Below are 12,680 nucleotides of genomic sequence, written 5' to 3'. Positions count from 1 at the left end.
AGAGATCGATTTTAGTCGGACTAAGCTTGGGGGAATGTCCGATCTGGTGCTGGCCCCTGTAATGAACGGTCACGGTACCCCTTTCGTGGAGCTCGACCGAGCGGACTGGGCTGCCCTCGCACCGACCACTCTGCGGCCGCTCAAAGAGACCGAGATCGTGCAGTTGCGCGGCATCGGTGAGCCACTCGACATCAACGAGGTGACGGATGTCTACCTTCCGCTCAGTCGCCTGCTCAACCTCTACGCGGCGAATGCCCGCACCCTGCACCGCGCAACCAGCGGATTCCTCGGGCAACGCGCTCGCCCAACTCCGTTCGTGATCGGCGTGGCCGGCTCGGTTGCGGTGGGCAAGTCGACGACCGCCCGACTGCTGCGCGAGATGCTCGCCCGGTGGGACGACACCCCCCGGGTGGAACTGGTCACGACCGACGGCTTTCTCTTTCCCAATGCCGAACTCAATCGCCGCGGCCTGATGGAACGCAAAGGATTTCCGGAGTCCTACGACCGGCGTGCTCTGCTGCGGTTCGTCAGCGCTGTCAAGAGCGGCGCCCCGGAGGCGCGGTCACCGTTCTACTCGCACCTGAGCTACGACATCGTTCCCGACGCGCAGATCGTGGTGCGACAACCCGATATTCTCATCGTCGAGGGCCTCAACGTGCTGCAGCCTCCCGCCCCTGGACATGGACTCTCGGTCAGCGACCTGTTCGACTTCACCATCTATGTGGATGCTCGCACCCAGGACATTGCTCGCTGGTATGAGGAACGATTTCTCAAGCTTCAACGCGGGGCGTTCGCCAACCCCAACTCGTTCTTCCACCGCTACGCGGCGCTCACCGAAGACGAAGCGCGCGGCAAGGCACGCAGCATCTGGACCAGTATCAACCAGCCCAACCTGCTGCAGAACATTCGGCCTACCCGGTCGCGCGCAACCCTCGTACTGCGCAAAGACCCCACGCACGCCGTCTCCAAGGTGCTGCTGCGCAAGGTCTGACCCCGCGCACGCGCGCGCCGTGTCCGGACGGGGCCTGGGCCCCGAACGCGGGCCCAGTTTATAGGCTGGGCCCGGGGACGGGGCCTGGGCCCCGTCCCTTCGGGCTAGCTGTACTGAGCCGGTAGGGCTAGAGGGGCAGGCGCTCCCGCACCACGTCGGCGAGGGAGTGTGCCAGGCGGTCGGCTGTGGGCTGGTCGGCGGCTTCCACCATGACGCGCACCATCGGCTCGGTGCCGGAGGGACGCAGCAGCACACGACCGGTGTCGCCGAGTTCGGCTTCGGCCGTGAGGACGGCTTGGGCGATGACATCATCGGCGCCGAGACCCGTGTGGTTGACCCCACGCACGTTCACCAGAATCTGCGGGTATACCGTCATAACGGACGCCAGTTCGGCCAGCGTCTTACCGGTGCGTGCCATTTCGGCCACGAGGTGAAGCCCGGTGAGAATACCGTCCCCCGTCGTGGCGTACTTGGTCATGATGACGTGGCCGGACTGTTCGCCGCCGAGGGAATACCCGTGGGCGTTGAGTTCTTCGAGCACGTATCGGTCGCCGACCTTGGTCTGCACCACGGTGATGTCGTTGGCCGCCATGGCCTTTCGCAGGCCGAGGTTGCTCATGACGGTCGCCACGAGTGTACGGTCTTTCAGCACCCCTCGTTCGGCCATCGACACGGCGAGGATCGCCATGATCTGGTCGCCGTCGACAATGTTGCCGTCGCGGTCCACCGCGAGGCACCGGTCGGCGTCGCCGTCGTGCGCAATCCCGACGTCGGCACCGTGTTCGAGCACGGCTCGCGCGAGGTTGTCGAGGTGGGTCGAGCCCACGCCGTCGTTGATGTTGAGACCATCAGGGTCGGCGCCGATCACGGTGAGGCGAGCACCGGCATCCGTGAACACCTGCGGCGACACGCCGGCGGCGGCGCCGTGGGCGCAGTCGAGCACAACGTGGATGCCATCGAGGCGGTGCGGCAACGTGGTGAGCAGGTGCACCACGTAGCGGTCTTCAGCGTCAGCAAAACGACGAATACGCCCCACGTCGCCGGCGATCGGCATCAGCGTGTCGCGACCGATATAGGACTCGATGCGGTCCTCGACGTCGTCGGGAAGTTTGGTTCCGCCATAGGCGAAGATCTTGATGCCGTTATCGGGCGCCGCGTTGTGGGAGGCCGAAATCATCACACCGAAGTCAGCGCCGATGTCGTTGATCAGAAAAGCTGCAGCGGGCGTTGGGATGACCCCGGCGTCCAGGACGTCGACGCCGCTGGAAGCCAAACCGGCCGCGACAGCAGCGTTGAGAAATTCACCGGAAATTCGCGGATCACGGGCGACCACTGCTACGGGCCGACGGCCCGCTTCGAGGCGTGCTTGGGCACGACGACCCTTGGTCAGCACTGCGGCGCTGGCTTGGGCAAGGCTCAGGGCCAGGCCAGCCGTGAGGTCACGGTTGGCCAGGCCCCGAACGCCGTCCGTGCCGAACAGACGAGTCATATCGTCGTCGGCTATCCGGTTAGCGCTTGCTGAACTGAGGTGCCTTACGAGCCTTCTTGAGTCCAGCCTTCTTACGCTCCTTGACGCGAGCGTCGCGGCTGAGGAAGCCGTTCTTCTTGAGGATGGCGCGGTTGTTCTCTTCGTCGATCAGGTTCAAGCAACGTGCGATGCCGAGGCGGAGTGCGCCAGCCTGGCCGGACGGGCCACCACCGGTGATGCGGGCGATGACGTCGTACGAGCCGAGCAGGTCGAGAACCTTGAACGGGTCGTTGATCAGCTGCTGGTGCAGCTTGTTCGGGAAGTAGTCGGCGAACTCGCGGCCGTTCACAACGATCGTGCCGGAGCCGGGGACGATACGCACGCGGGCGATAGCCTGCTTGCGACGGCCGACGGCTGCGCCGGGAACGTTGAGGACGGCGCGGGGCGCCTTGGTTACGGTTTCGGCCGGGGTCTCGGTGGAGTAGCTCTCCGGAGCCTGGTCAATCTGGTCTGCGATCTTCGCCACGATGATGGGAATCCTTTTTATCTAAGAGTCGAGAAGTCTGGTTGCCGGCGCTACTGCGCGACCTGGCTGAGGGTGTACGGCGTGGGCTGCTGAGCGGAGTGCGGGTGCTCAGGGCCGGCGTACACCTTCAGCTTGGTGAGCTGGGCGCGACCGAGCGAGTTCTTCGGCAGCATGCCGCGAATCGCTTTTTCAACCGCACGTGTCGGGTGCTTCTCGAGCATCTCGGAGTAGTTGGTCGCCGTGAGGCCGCCCGGGTAACCCGAGTGGCGGTACGCGATCTTCAGGTCGAGCTTCTTGCCGGTGAGTGCGACCTTCTCAGCGTTGACGATGATGACGAAGTCGCCACCGTCCATGTGCGGGGAGAAGGTGGCCTTGTGCTTGCCGCGCAGCAGGATTGCCGCGTGGCTGGCCAGACGTCCGAGAACGATATCGGTGGCATCGATGACAACCCAGTCGTGCTGGAGTTCGCTTGCCTTGGGGGTGTGAGTGCGCGTCACTGTTGTGCTGCTTTCTTCTTTTTCGAACGGAGGTGTTCGTGAATCCCGCTCCGGGCGTGTTCTCGTGAGGAGAACACTGTCGATGGAGGGCTCACGTTCGGGTGCCGCGCTGCAACGCACAGACACCAAGGGTCAACGATAGTCGGCCCCGACCGTGGGCGCAACTTGGGCAGCGGTCGGCAGTGACCTTCGGTTGCGCGTGTCGATGGCACGCTGTGCCAAGGAAGCGTCATCGGGGTAACCGACATCAATGAGCGTGAGGCCGTGCGCCTGCATCACCTTGAACTCGCTGATGCGGTGTTTGTCGAAGTGCAGGTGGGCGAGGGTACTCCCGTCGAGGCGCCCCTCCCCCACTGCCACGCAGGCACCAACCATGGCGCGCACCATGCTGTGGCAGAAAGCATCCGCTTTGATACTGGCAATGATCAGTTCGTCGGCGTCGCGGTACCAGCGAAAGTCCTGCACGGTTCGAATGGTCGTCGCTCCCGGGCGCGGCTTGCAGTATGCGGCAAAGTCGTGCAGGCCCACCAATGTCGCCGCTGCGGCGTCCATCGCGGCGAGGTCCAGTGTGAACGGATGCCAGGTCGTGCGCAGTCGCTGCTGCGGGTCGCGCAGGGAGAGCGGGTCCGCGATGCGATATTCGTAGCGGCGCCACATGGCCGAGAACCGGGCATCGAAGCCGCCGGGCACGACCGTGGCGCGGCGCAGCACGATGTCGGGCTTGGTGACGAGAATGCCGCCGAGGCGGCGCAGCACAGCGGTGCCGAGGTCGACCGGCGGGCGGTTACCGGTGCCCCGCTGGATGCGCACGAGGGAGTGGGCTTGTTCGGCAGTGAGGTCGAAATGGGCAACCTGCCCACGAGCGTGCACTCCCGCATCCGTGCGGCCGGCGACGATGAGGGTGGGATGCGGAGGAAAGCTTTGCAGAATGCCCGCGAGTCCATTTTCGATGTCGGCCTGGACGGTGCGAAAGCCAGGCTGCCGGGCCCACCCGGTGAAATCGGTGCCATCGTAGGCAAGGTCGAGGCGGATGCGCGTGGAGCCGAGCGCTGCATTCGCGGCGCGGGGCACGAAAAGATTCACGAGGGTAAGCCTAGGCGGCGCGCTCGGGTTATCGTTGAGTCCGGCCTATGGCCCACCCCCATAAAGAGTGCCAAGAAACCCTGTGTTGCCCATGACTCGTTCCCCCTTGTCGTTCCCGTTCGCCGGGAGGACTCGGTTAGAATCGTCCGCAATCGGCCCCGCGAACACACCGGTCCTGGGGCCGAAAAGCGCCCCGAGCAGGGGGCGACTGGCCGGCCTCGACGGCCTGCGCGCCCTCGCCGTCATCGCCGTCGCGCTGTATCATTTCTTTCCCGCGATGCTGCCGGGCGGCTTCATCGGCGTCGACGTTTTCTTCGTCATCAGCGGTTTTCTGATCACCGGTCTGCTTGTTTCCGAGCACACTCACACCGGGCATATCTCCCTGCGTCGGTTCTGGCAACGGCGCGCCCGTCGACTGGTACCCCCGCTCATTCCAGTCGTTCTGATCTGCTGCACCATCGCGTTTGTCATTGGCGGCGACGTGCTCGTGGGTCTCGACGGGCAACTGCTCGGGGCCAGCACTTTCGGCTACAACTGGGTGTCGATCGCACACGACGCCAGCTATTTCAGTCTCAACGAACCCGAACTGCTGCGCAACCTGTGGTCGCTTGCCGTGGAAGAGCAGTTCTACCTGGTCTGGCCGCTGCTGCTGATGGCCGTCCTGCTGGTTCGTCGTCCCCGCGTGCGATTAGCCATCGTCACCACACTGTTCGTCGCCTCGGCCCTGTGGATGGGTGTGCTCTACCAGCCCGGCGCCGACCCCACCCGGGTGTACTACGGCTCGGACACGCACAGTTTCGGCTTATTCGCGGGCGCCGCCCTCGCCCTGCTGCTGCGCCGCCCGAGCGGGCAGCGCAACGAACTGCCCCGGATGCGTCCGTGGCTCGGCAGCGGCGCGATTCTGGCGATCATCGCCTGCGCCTTCTGGCTGCCGGAAGACGGCTCCATAACCTACCGCGGCGGCCTCGTTGCGGTGTCCCTGGCCACCGCCGTCGCCATCTGGGCGGGAGTACGCGGTGGCCGGTTCGGGTCACTGCTCGATGCAGCACCGCTCCGCTACCTCGGTGAGCGCTCCTACGGCATCTACCTGTGGCACTGGCCGGTGCTCGTGCTGGTCCAGCTGCTCTGGCCGGCGTCGTCCCCGGCCGGCAGTCTGCTGCCGATCGGTCTGCTCGCCTCGGTCATCACCGTATTTGTGGCCGGCGCGTCCTATCGCTGGCTGGAAGTGCCGATCCGGCGGTTCGGCGTGCGTAGCAGCATCCGTCGAATCGGTGCCCTGTGGACCGGGCCTACCCGTCGCCGCCGCTTGGTTGCGGCGACGACCGCTTTATCGCTGCTGCTGGTCGGCGGCACCACGGCCGCCGTTGTCGCAGCGCCGGCGCAGACCTCGGCGCAACTGCGCATCGAACGGGGTCAGCGGGCAATGGATGCGGCGGCGCGGGTCGCCGCGCAGGCTGCGGCCACCGAGGCGGCCCGCCAAGCCGCCGTTGCCCCCGCCCTGGTCGAAGGCCCGATCACCGCCATCGGCGACTCGGTCATGCTGGCCTCGGCCCCGGAGTTGCAGACTACCTTTGCGGGGATGACCGTTGACGCGTCGGTCTCCCGCGGGATGCATTCCGCAGACGACATATTGGTGGCCCTCGCGGCGGCGGGCCAGTTACAGCCGGTTGTGGTGATCGGCCTCGGCACCAACGGGCCGATCACGACCGCTGAACTCACCGAGATTCTGCGCATTCTCGGACCCGACCGGCGGCTCGTGATCGTGAACGCTTACGCTGAACGCGACTGGACCGCCGCAGTCAACGCACGGCTCGCTGATTTCGCTGCCGGCAATCGTCGGGTCGAGCTCGCGAACTGGCACGACGCGATCGCGGGGCGACTCGACCTGCTGGCCGGCGATCACGTGCATCCGGGGCCAACCGGCGGTCAGCTTTACGCCGATGCGGTGCATGCCGCGCTGGAGCGTCTCGCGGCGGTGCCGCCGCTACCGGACAACAGCTGGCTGATGCGCGACCCCGACGCGCAAAGTTCGCCGCCGTACCGCTGAGAGCCGCAGGCGCAGGCGAGCTCAAAACAAGTACGTGTCCGAAGGATCGCAGTCGGCGACAGCATATTTCCCCACGCCCGTGTGTTCCGAGACCACCACACCGTCAACCGTGATGCGACAGGTTGCCGTCGTCGCGGATTGTTCAAGAAGTGCGTTCAGCGCTAGCGGCGTCTGAAGTTCGGATCCGCCCACCACCACCTCAAAGGTCACCGACCACGGCAGTGCTTGCGCGGTTGCGACTGAGTGCGATTCGCCCGGCACGCTGAAGGTGATCGTCTCGGCATCCGAGTCACCCGTGAGCTCGTAAACCACGACAGCACTGCGGGCGGGGGGCACATCGACCGCTGTCGGTGTGGCCGACTCGCGCAGTTCCGGATTGACTATCGAGGAGGAGGCAAAGACGATCGTCATAAACATGCCCATGAAAATGGCACCAATAGAGAAGACGAACCCAAGGATCGGCTGCCAACTGAAACGGTTTTTGCCGAAGAAGAAGACGATGAAATTGAAGAAGGCGAGTCCCACCCCCCACACCCACGCATAGGGGCTCACCCCCGGAATGAACGTGGCCGCGAAGGCCAGCACCGAAAGAATCAGAAACAGGATAATTCACGCCCGGTTTCAGGTGGGGAATTGTGGATCAGGCGCACTGGTGCACTCCGGCTTTCGTTACTCGTGGACGTTACGTCTCATTGTAAGTGCACAGACAGTTCACGGGAAACTCTAAACAAGAAGAAGACCGTTAGAACTCGAGCACGTAGGCGAACTCCCGGTTGGTGGCGAAAAAGCCCATGCCCGTGTACAGGTGGAGCGCCCCGGTCGGGCTCGTCGAGTCCACATCGAGGGTGGCCCGCTCGTACCCGGCGGCGCGGCTGGCGGCCAGCTGCGCCGCTAACAGGGCCTGCGCGATGTGCCGGCCGCGCCATCCGCTCAGCACGCCGACGAGCCCGATATAGCTGCTGCGGTAGCCGGCCGCCGCCCAGTCCTGTTCGTTGACGCTCGACATGATGAAACCGACGACGTGCTCACTGCCGTCGGGTTCCGTTCCGAACGCAACAAACGAGAGCTCGTCGACGAAAGAGGGGCCGGTCACGTAGGAGTTCCAGCTTTCGTCGGGAATCGGCTGGCTGGACCAGTGGTCCATGAATGCCGCGTCGCGTGCGGCGTGCACGGCAGTGGACAACTCCGGCGTGTAACCCGTCAAACGGATGCCAGCGGCCAGCACGAATTCACGAATCGGCTCGGCGAGCATGCGGTCAAGCGTAAGAAAATTTCGGGTGCGCACGAGATCGAATTGTTCATAGAGACTGACGTTCTGTGGGGCACGCTCGTCACAGAACGTGGAGATCCAGCCGGGCAGCAGCTTGTCGGACGTCGCCAGTTGCTGTTTACCGCGGGCTACCTGCCAGTTCAGCAGTTCGCGACCGATGCCGCGGCCGCGCATTTCGGGCAGGACCCCGCCGCCGAGGTCGGATTTCACCAGCGTCTCCTGCCCCGGTTGGAGCAGCACGAGACCGTGGGCGACGAGACGCCCGTCAGCGTCGAAACCGACGAGGGTGTCGGCGTCAACGTCAATGAAGGAGAAGGTGAATGCCTCGCTCACGTCATCGCGCTCACGAACGTAGTTGGGGTGGTCGACGCGGCCGATCGCTATTTCGAGCTGCCAGATGGCGTCGGTATCGGCGGTTGTCGCCGGCCGCCACAGGGCGACATCGGCATGGTCGGGAACAGGCAGCGACGAGAGCGCAGTCACGCGCGCAGAGAGCGGAGTCGTGGGAACGGTCATGCCTCACCCTACCCACGCCACCCCGAACGCGGCCAGGGTTAGAACTCGAGGGTATAAGCCAGCTTGCGGTGCGTGGGCACGAATCCCATGCCGGTGTAGAGGCCGAGGGCCCCGGTGGGGCTGGCCGAGTCGACCGCGAGGGTCACCCGCTCATGCCCGAGAGCCTGCCCGGCGGCGAGTTGTGCGGCCAGCAACGACTGTGCGATGTGGCGGCCGCGCCATCCGCCCACAACACCGACCAGGTCGATGTAGCTGCCGGTGAAACCCTGGGTGGCCCAGACGTTCTCGTTCGCGGTCGACAGGACGAAGCCGACAACCCGTTCGGTTCCGGTCGAATCGGTGCCGTAGGCCACAAACGAAAGGTCAGGACGAAACCACTGTCCGCCGACGAAGGCGTTCCAGTTCTCGTCACTCATCGGCTGACTGCCCCAGTGGTCCATGAACGCGTCGTCGCGGGCGGCGTGCACTTCGGTCGCGACGGCGGGGACGTAGACGGCGATGCGGATGCCGTCGGCGGCGTCGACGACGCGCACCGGGGCATCCAGCGATCGCTCGAGAGTGAGAAAATAGCGCTCGAGAGTCAGGCCGCTGCGCTCGAACAAGGCCGCGTTCTGCGGTGAGCGTTCGTCGGCATAGGTGAGGATCCAACCGGGCAGCGCCTTGGTCGACGACGCGAGCTGCTGTTTGGCCCGGCCCAGCTGCCAGGCCAGCAGTTGGCGGCCGATGCCGCGGCCGCGTAATGATGGGTGCACCCCGCCGATCGGCATCGACCGCACCAGAGTCACCTGACGCGGCGGGAACATGACCATGCCGACCGCGACGATGCGGCCAGCCTCGTCGACGCCGACCAGCGAGTCGAGCTCCGGGTGAAAATGAGAATAACCGAAGTCTGCGGCGATCGCGCCGCGCGCCGTGAGGTAGTTGGGGTGGTCGACTTCACCCATGGCACGGCGCAGCTGCCAGATATCGTCGATGTCGTCGCTGCTGGCTGCCCGCCACGTAGGGACGTCCCGGTGCACCGGAAGCACCGGAGCCGGGACGGTACCGATGCGCTTACCCAGGGCAGTCTCGCGTTGATCCATTTCTCAACCCTATCTTCGGCAAGCGAGACGGACATATACACAAAAAGGGAGGGCCAACAGCTGTTGGCCCTCCCTTTGGTGGTGGTGCTACTTCTTGTCGGCCTCATCGGCTGCTGCGTCATCGGCAACAACGTCTTCTGCTACGACGTCTTCTGCTACGACGGTCTCGTCGACGACAACGTCGTCAGCTGCAACGTCGTCAGCTACAACGTCGTCGATAACGACGTTGTCGCTTCCCACGGGAGTCGCAGCAACGGTCGCGGTCTTGGAACGCTTGACCTTGGGGGTCAGGGGCTCGAGAACGAGCTCCATCTGCACCATCGAAGCGTTGTCACCCTTGCGGAAACCGAGCTTCGTGATGCGGGTGTAACCGCCCTGACGCTCGTTGACCTGCGGGGCGATGACCGTGAACAGCTCGTGCACGACGGTCTTGTCGGTGATCGTCGCGAGGACGCGACGACGCGCGTGCAGGTCGCCGCGCTTGGCGAACTGCACCATGCGCTCGGCGAGCGGACGCAGGCGCTTGGCACGGGTCTCGGTCGTCTTGATCGACTTGTGGGTGAACAGGGCCGCGGCCAGGTTCGCAAGCATGAGGCGCTCGTGCGCCGGGCCGCCACCGAGACGGGGGCCCTTTGTGGGCTTAGGCATTGGTAATCTCCAGTATCAAAAAATCGAAAGGCAGCGTTGAAGCGCGAGCCTTAAATGGTCTCTTCTTCGTAGCCGCTGTAGAAGTGCGCGCCGTCGAATCCGGGAACCGAATCCTTCAGGGACAGGCCGAGCTCAACGAGCTTGTCCTTCACTTCGTCAACCGACTTCTGCCCGAAGTTGCGGATGTTCATCAGCTGGGTCTCCGACAGGGCGACCAGTTCACTGACGTTGTTGATGCCTTCGCGCTTGAGGCAGTTGTACGAGCGCACCGACAGGTCGAGGTCTTCGATCGGAATCGAAAGCTCGGTCGAGAGCACAGCGTCAACCGGCGCGGGGCCGATCTCGATGCCCTCGGCAGCGGTGTTGAGCTCGCGGGCCAGACCGAACAGTTCGGTCAGGGTGCGACCGGAGGATGCGATGGCGTCGCGCGGCGAAATAGCCGACTTGGTCTCCACGTCCACGACGAGGCGATCGAAGTCGGTGCGCTCACCGGCACGAGTTGCCTCGACCCGGTAGGTCACCTTGAGCACGGGCGAGTAGATCGAGTCGACCGGAATCTGGCCGGCTTCGGAGAACTCGTTGCGGTTCTGGGTGCTGGAGACGTAACCACGGCCACGCTCAATGGTGAGTTCGAGTTCGAACTTCGCCTTGTCGTTGAGGGTTGCGATGACCAGTTCCGGGTTGTGCACCTCGACGCCGGCCGGAGCCGAAATGTCAGCGGCGGTAACCTGGCCGGCGCCCTGCTTGCGCAGGTACGCGGTGATGGGCTCGTCGTGCTCGCTCGAAACGACGAGGCCCTTGATGTTCAGGATGATCTCAGTGACATCTTCCTTCACACCGGGAACGGTGCTGAACTCATGCAGCACGCCATCGATACGGATGCTGGTTACAGCAGCGCCCGGGATCGAGGAGAGCAGGGTACGGCGAAGCGAGTTGCCGAGGGTATAGCCGAAGCCAGGTTCGAGCGGCTCAATGATGAACCGTGAACGGAACTCCGAGATGTTCTCTTCGGTGAGCGTTGGACGCTGTGCAATAAGCACTGTTGATTCCTTTCGGCTAAGTGTCCGCTATATGACACTTGCAATGACGAGAGAGTGAAAAGTGAAAGAAAAGAGTCTCGACGGGGCTCGGTAACAATCAAGTACCGAGCCCGTCGAGATGACAGCGTGTGCTTTAGACGCGGCGGCGCTTCGGCGGACGGCATCCGTTGTGAGCCTGGGGCGTCACGTCGTTGATCGAACCGACCTCGAGGCCAGCGGCCTGAAGCGAACGGATCGCGGTCTCGCGGCCCGAACCGGGTCCCTTGACGAAGACGTCAACCTTCTTCATCCCATGTTCCTGCGCCTGGCGGGCGGCCGATTCGGCCGCAAGCTGAGCTGCGAAAGGGGTCGACTTGCGCGAACCCTTGAAACCAACCTGGCCAGACGAGGCCCAGCTGATGACGGCTCCGGTCGTGTCGGTGATCGACACGATCGTGTTGTTGAAGGTGCTCTTGATGTGGGCCTGGCCCACAGCAACGTTCTTCTTTTCTTTCTTACGCGGCTTCCGTACGGCCGACTTGGGTTGTGCCATGAATTTCTCCTGAATCCTAAAGGCGTTAGCGGGCTAGGCCGAGGGCCTAGCGCGCCTTCTTCTTGCCGGCTACGGTGCGCTTCGGGCCCTTGCGGGTGCGAGCGTTGGTTTTGGTGCGCTGACCGCGAACGGGCAGGCCCTTGCGGTGGCGAATGCCCTCGTAGCTGCCAATTTCAACCTTGCGGCGGATGTCAGCGGCAACCTCACGGCGGAGGTCACCCTCAACCTTGAAGGTACCCTCGACGTAGTCGCGGAGAAGGACGAGCTGGTCGTCGCTCAAATCCTTGACGCGGATGTTTCCGTCGATTCCAGTGTCGGCGAGGGTCTTGAGGGCCCTCGTACGGCCAACACCGTAAATGTAAGTCAATGCAACTTCCACGCGCTTATCGCGCGGGATGTCGACGCCGGCTAGACGTGCCATTGTGTCTCCTGTTAGTGATGGAGGTCTGTAACAGCTCCTGTACACCGGCCTCCAGCCGATGGTGTCACCCCGAAGGGCTCCCGGAACTGCTATCTATCTGTGCTTATTTCGTGCGTGTACTCAGGTAAATCTCGAAGCGACAAGTCGCAACGGATTTATCCCTGGCGCTGCTTGTGACGCGGGTTCTCGCAGATGACCATCACGTTGCCGTTACGGCGGATGACCTTGCACTTGTCACAGATTTTTTTGACGCTGGGCTTGACCTTCATGGTGATTCCTTGTTTTTCGCTGTCTTCGTACCCTCGGGATGCCGCGGGCCGTTACTTACAGCAGCCGTTACTTGTAGCGGTAGACGATCCGGCCACGGGTCAGATCGTAAGGACTCAACTCGACGATCACGCGGTCCTCCGGGAGGATGCGGATGTAGTGCTGACGCATCTTGCCCGAGATGTGGGCAAGAACTCGGTGGCCGTTTGACAGCTCAACGCGAAACATCGCGTTGGGCAGAGCTTCGACTACTGCGCCCTCGATTTCGATGACACCGTCTTTTTTGGCCATA

The 12,680-nt window shown here is 63.8% G+C and carries 15 protein-coding genes; 2 read left to right on the top strand and 13 right to left on the bottom strand.

All coding sequences use genetic code 11. The annotated features are described in order from the left end of the window. The first annotated feature begins 34 nt into the window (after positions 1–34). Positions 35–991, top strand: coding sequence for a type I pantothenate kinase (gene coaA / locus CXY72_RS11805; protein ID WP_104127876.1), 957 nt, complete (start codon positions 35–37; stop codon positions 989–991). Positions 992–1,118: 127 nt separating this feature from the next. Here coaA and glmM read toward each other — a convergent pair whose 3' ends face one another. The 4 genes from glmM to truA form a co-directional block, all read right to left on the bottom strand. Further along, complete coding sequence (gene glmM, locus CXY72_RS11800) at positions 1,119–2,480, bottom strand: phosphoglucosamine mutase (protein WP_104127875.1); 1,362 nt, start codon at positions 2,478–2,480, stop codon at positions 1,119–1,121. Between the two features lie 19 nt (positions 2,481–2,499). After that, a complete protein-coding gene (gene rpsI / locus CXY72_RS11795) occupies positions 2,500–2,985 on the bottom strand; it encodes a 30S ribosomal protein S9 (protein WP_092107287.1) in 486 nt (161 codons plus the stop codon). 50 nt (positions 2,986–3,035) lie between these two features. Then, positions 3,036–3,482: a 50S ribosomal protein L13 gene (gene rplM, locus CXY72_RS11790; RefSeq protein ID WP_104127874.1), complete on the bottom strand. Its 447-nt coding sequence runs from the start codon at positions 3,480–3,482 to the stop codon at positions 3,036–3,038. Positions 3,483–3,614: 132 nt separating this feature from the next. Beyond that, positions 3,615–4,565: a tRNA pseudouridine(38-40) synthase TruA gene (gene truA, locus CXY72_RS11785; protein WP_233197792.1), complete on the bottom strand. Its 951-nt coding sequence runs from the start codon at positions 4,563–4,565 to the stop codon at positions 3,615–3,617. A 91-nt stretch (positions 4,566–4,656) separates the two neighbouring features. Between truA and CXY72_RS11780 the strand changes: the two genes are divergently transcribed. Next, positions 4,657–6,612, top strand: coding sequence for an acyltransferase family protein (locus tag CXY72_RS11780; RefSeq protein WP_104127873.1), 1,956 nt, complete (start codon positions 4,657–4,659; stop codon positions 6,610–6,612). 21 nt (positions 6,613–6,633) lie between these two features. On the opposite strand, the gene CXY72_RS11775 is transcribed toward CXY72_RS11780, so the two are convergent. The 9 genes from CXY72_RS11775 to infA all read right to left on the bottom strand — a co-directional run bounded on the left by CXY72_RS11775 (position 6,634) and on the right by infA (position 12,679). Continuing rightward, positions 6,634–7,197 carry an MmpS family transport accessory protein gene (locus tag CXY72_RS11775; RefSeq protein WP_104127872.1) on the bottom strand — a complete coding sequence of 188 codons (564 nt, stop codon included), beginning with the start codon at positions 7,195–7,197 and terminating at the stop codon, positions 6,634–6,636. A gap of 157 nt (positions 7,198–7,354) precedes the next feature. After that, entirely contained in the window at positions 7,355–8,398 is a 1,044-nt protein-coding gene (locus CXY72_RS11770; RefSeq protein ID WP_104127871.1) for a GNAT family N-acetyltransferase, read from the bottom strand. 38 nt (positions 8,399–8,436) lie between these two features. Next, positions 8,437–9,480 carry a GNAT family N-acetyltransferase gene (locus CXY72_RS11765; protein ID WP_104127870.1) on the bottom strand — a complete coding sequence of 348 codons (1,044 nt, stop codon included), beginning with the start codon at positions 9,478–9,480 and terminating at the stop codon, positions 8,437–8,439. Positions 9,481–9,567: 87 nt separating this feature from the next. After that, entirely contained in the window at positions 9,568–10,128 is a 561-nt protein-coding gene (rplQ, locus tag CXY72_RS11760) for a 50S ribosomal protein L17 (protein WP_104127869.1), read from the bottom strand. Positions 10,129–10,178: 50 nt separating this feature from the next. Then, complete coding sequence (locus CXY72_RS11755) at positions 10,179–11,168, bottom strand: DNA-directed RNA polymerase subunit alpha (RefSeq protein ID WP_092107272.1); 990 nt, start codon at positions 11,166–11,168, stop codon at positions 10,179–10,181. 133 nt (positions 11,169–11,301) lie between these two features. Then, the gene (rpsK, locus tag CXY72_RS11750; RefSeq protein WP_092107270.1) at positions 11,302–11,700 is read right to left on the bottom strand and encodes a 30S ribosomal protein S11; all 399 of its coding nucleotides are present in this window, start codon (positions 11,698–11,700) and stop codon (positions 11,302–11,304) included. A 46-nt stretch (positions 11,701–11,746) separates the two neighbouring features. Beyond that, positions 11,747–12,121, bottom strand: a complete 375-nt coding sequence (gene rpsM, locus CXY72_RS11745; RefSeq protein WP_092449488.1) for a 30S ribosomal protein S13 — start codon at positions 12,119–12,121, stop codon at positions 11,747–11,749. A 155-nt stretch (positions 12,122–12,276) separates the two neighbouring features. After that, positions 12,277–12,390, bottom strand: coding sequence for a 50S ribosomal protein L36 (rpmJ, locus tag CXY72_RS11740; protein ID WP_035834639.1), 114 nt, complete (start codon positions 12,388–12,390; stop codon positions 12,277–12,279). 67 nt (positions 12,391–12,457) lie between these two features. Then, positions 12,458–12,679 (bottom strand): translation initiation factor IF-1, encoded by a 222-nt coding sequence (gene infA / locus CXY72_RS11735; RefSeq protein WP_035834638.1) that lies wholly within the window; start codon positions 12,677–12,679, stop codon positions 12,458–12,460. Between the last annotated feature and the right edge of the window lies 1 nt (position 12,680).

The organism is Cryobacterium sp. Y57 (assembly GCF_002929505.1).
Classification (GTDB): Bacteria; Actinomycetota; Actinomycetes; order Actinomycetales; family Microbacteriaceae; genus Cryobacterium.
The sequence above is the reverse complement of the archived record's forward strand: the minus strand, read 5'-3'. Positions and strand labels throughout refer to the sequence as shown.

Coding starts and splice junctions, on each gene's coding strand:
- infA (WP_035834638.1), bottom strand. CDS start 12,679: ATGGCCAAAAAAGACGGTGTCATCGAAATCGAGGGCGCAGTAGTCGAA.
- rpmJ (WP_035834639.1), bottom strand. CDS start 12,390: ATGAAGGTCAAGCCCAGCGTCAAAAAAATCTGTGACAAGTGCAAGGTC.
- rpsK (WP_092107270.1), bottom strand. CDS start 11,700: ATGGCACAACCCAAGTCGGCCGTACGGAAGCCGCGTAAGAAAGAAAAG.
- glmM (WP_104127875.1), bottom strand. CDS start 2,480: ATGACTCGTCTGTTCGGCACGGACGGCGTTCGGGGCCTGGCCAACCGT.
- coaA (WP_104127876.1), top strand. CDS start 35: ATGTCCGATCTGGTGCTGGCCCCTGTAATGAACGGTCACGGTACCCCT.
- CXY72_RS11770 (WP_104127871.1), bottom strand. CDS start 8,398: ATGACCGTTCCCACGACTCCGCTCTCTGCGCGCGTGACTGCGCTCTCG.
- CXY72_RS11765 (WP_104127870.1), bottom strand. CDS start 9,480: ATGGATCAACGCGAGACTGCCCTGGGTAAGCGCATCGGTACCGTCCCG.
- rpsM (WP_092449488.1), bottom strand. CDS start 12,121: ATGGCACGTCTAGCCGGCGTCGACATCCCGCGCGATAAGCGCGTGGAA.
- rplQ (WP_104127869.1), bottom strand. CDS start 10,128: ATGCCTAAGCCCACAAAGGGCCCCCGTCTCGGTGGCGGCCCGGCGCAC.
- CXY72_RS11780 (WP_104127873.1), top strand. CDS start 4,657: ATGACTCGTTCCCCCTTGTCGTTCCCGTTCGCCGGGAGGACTCGGTTA.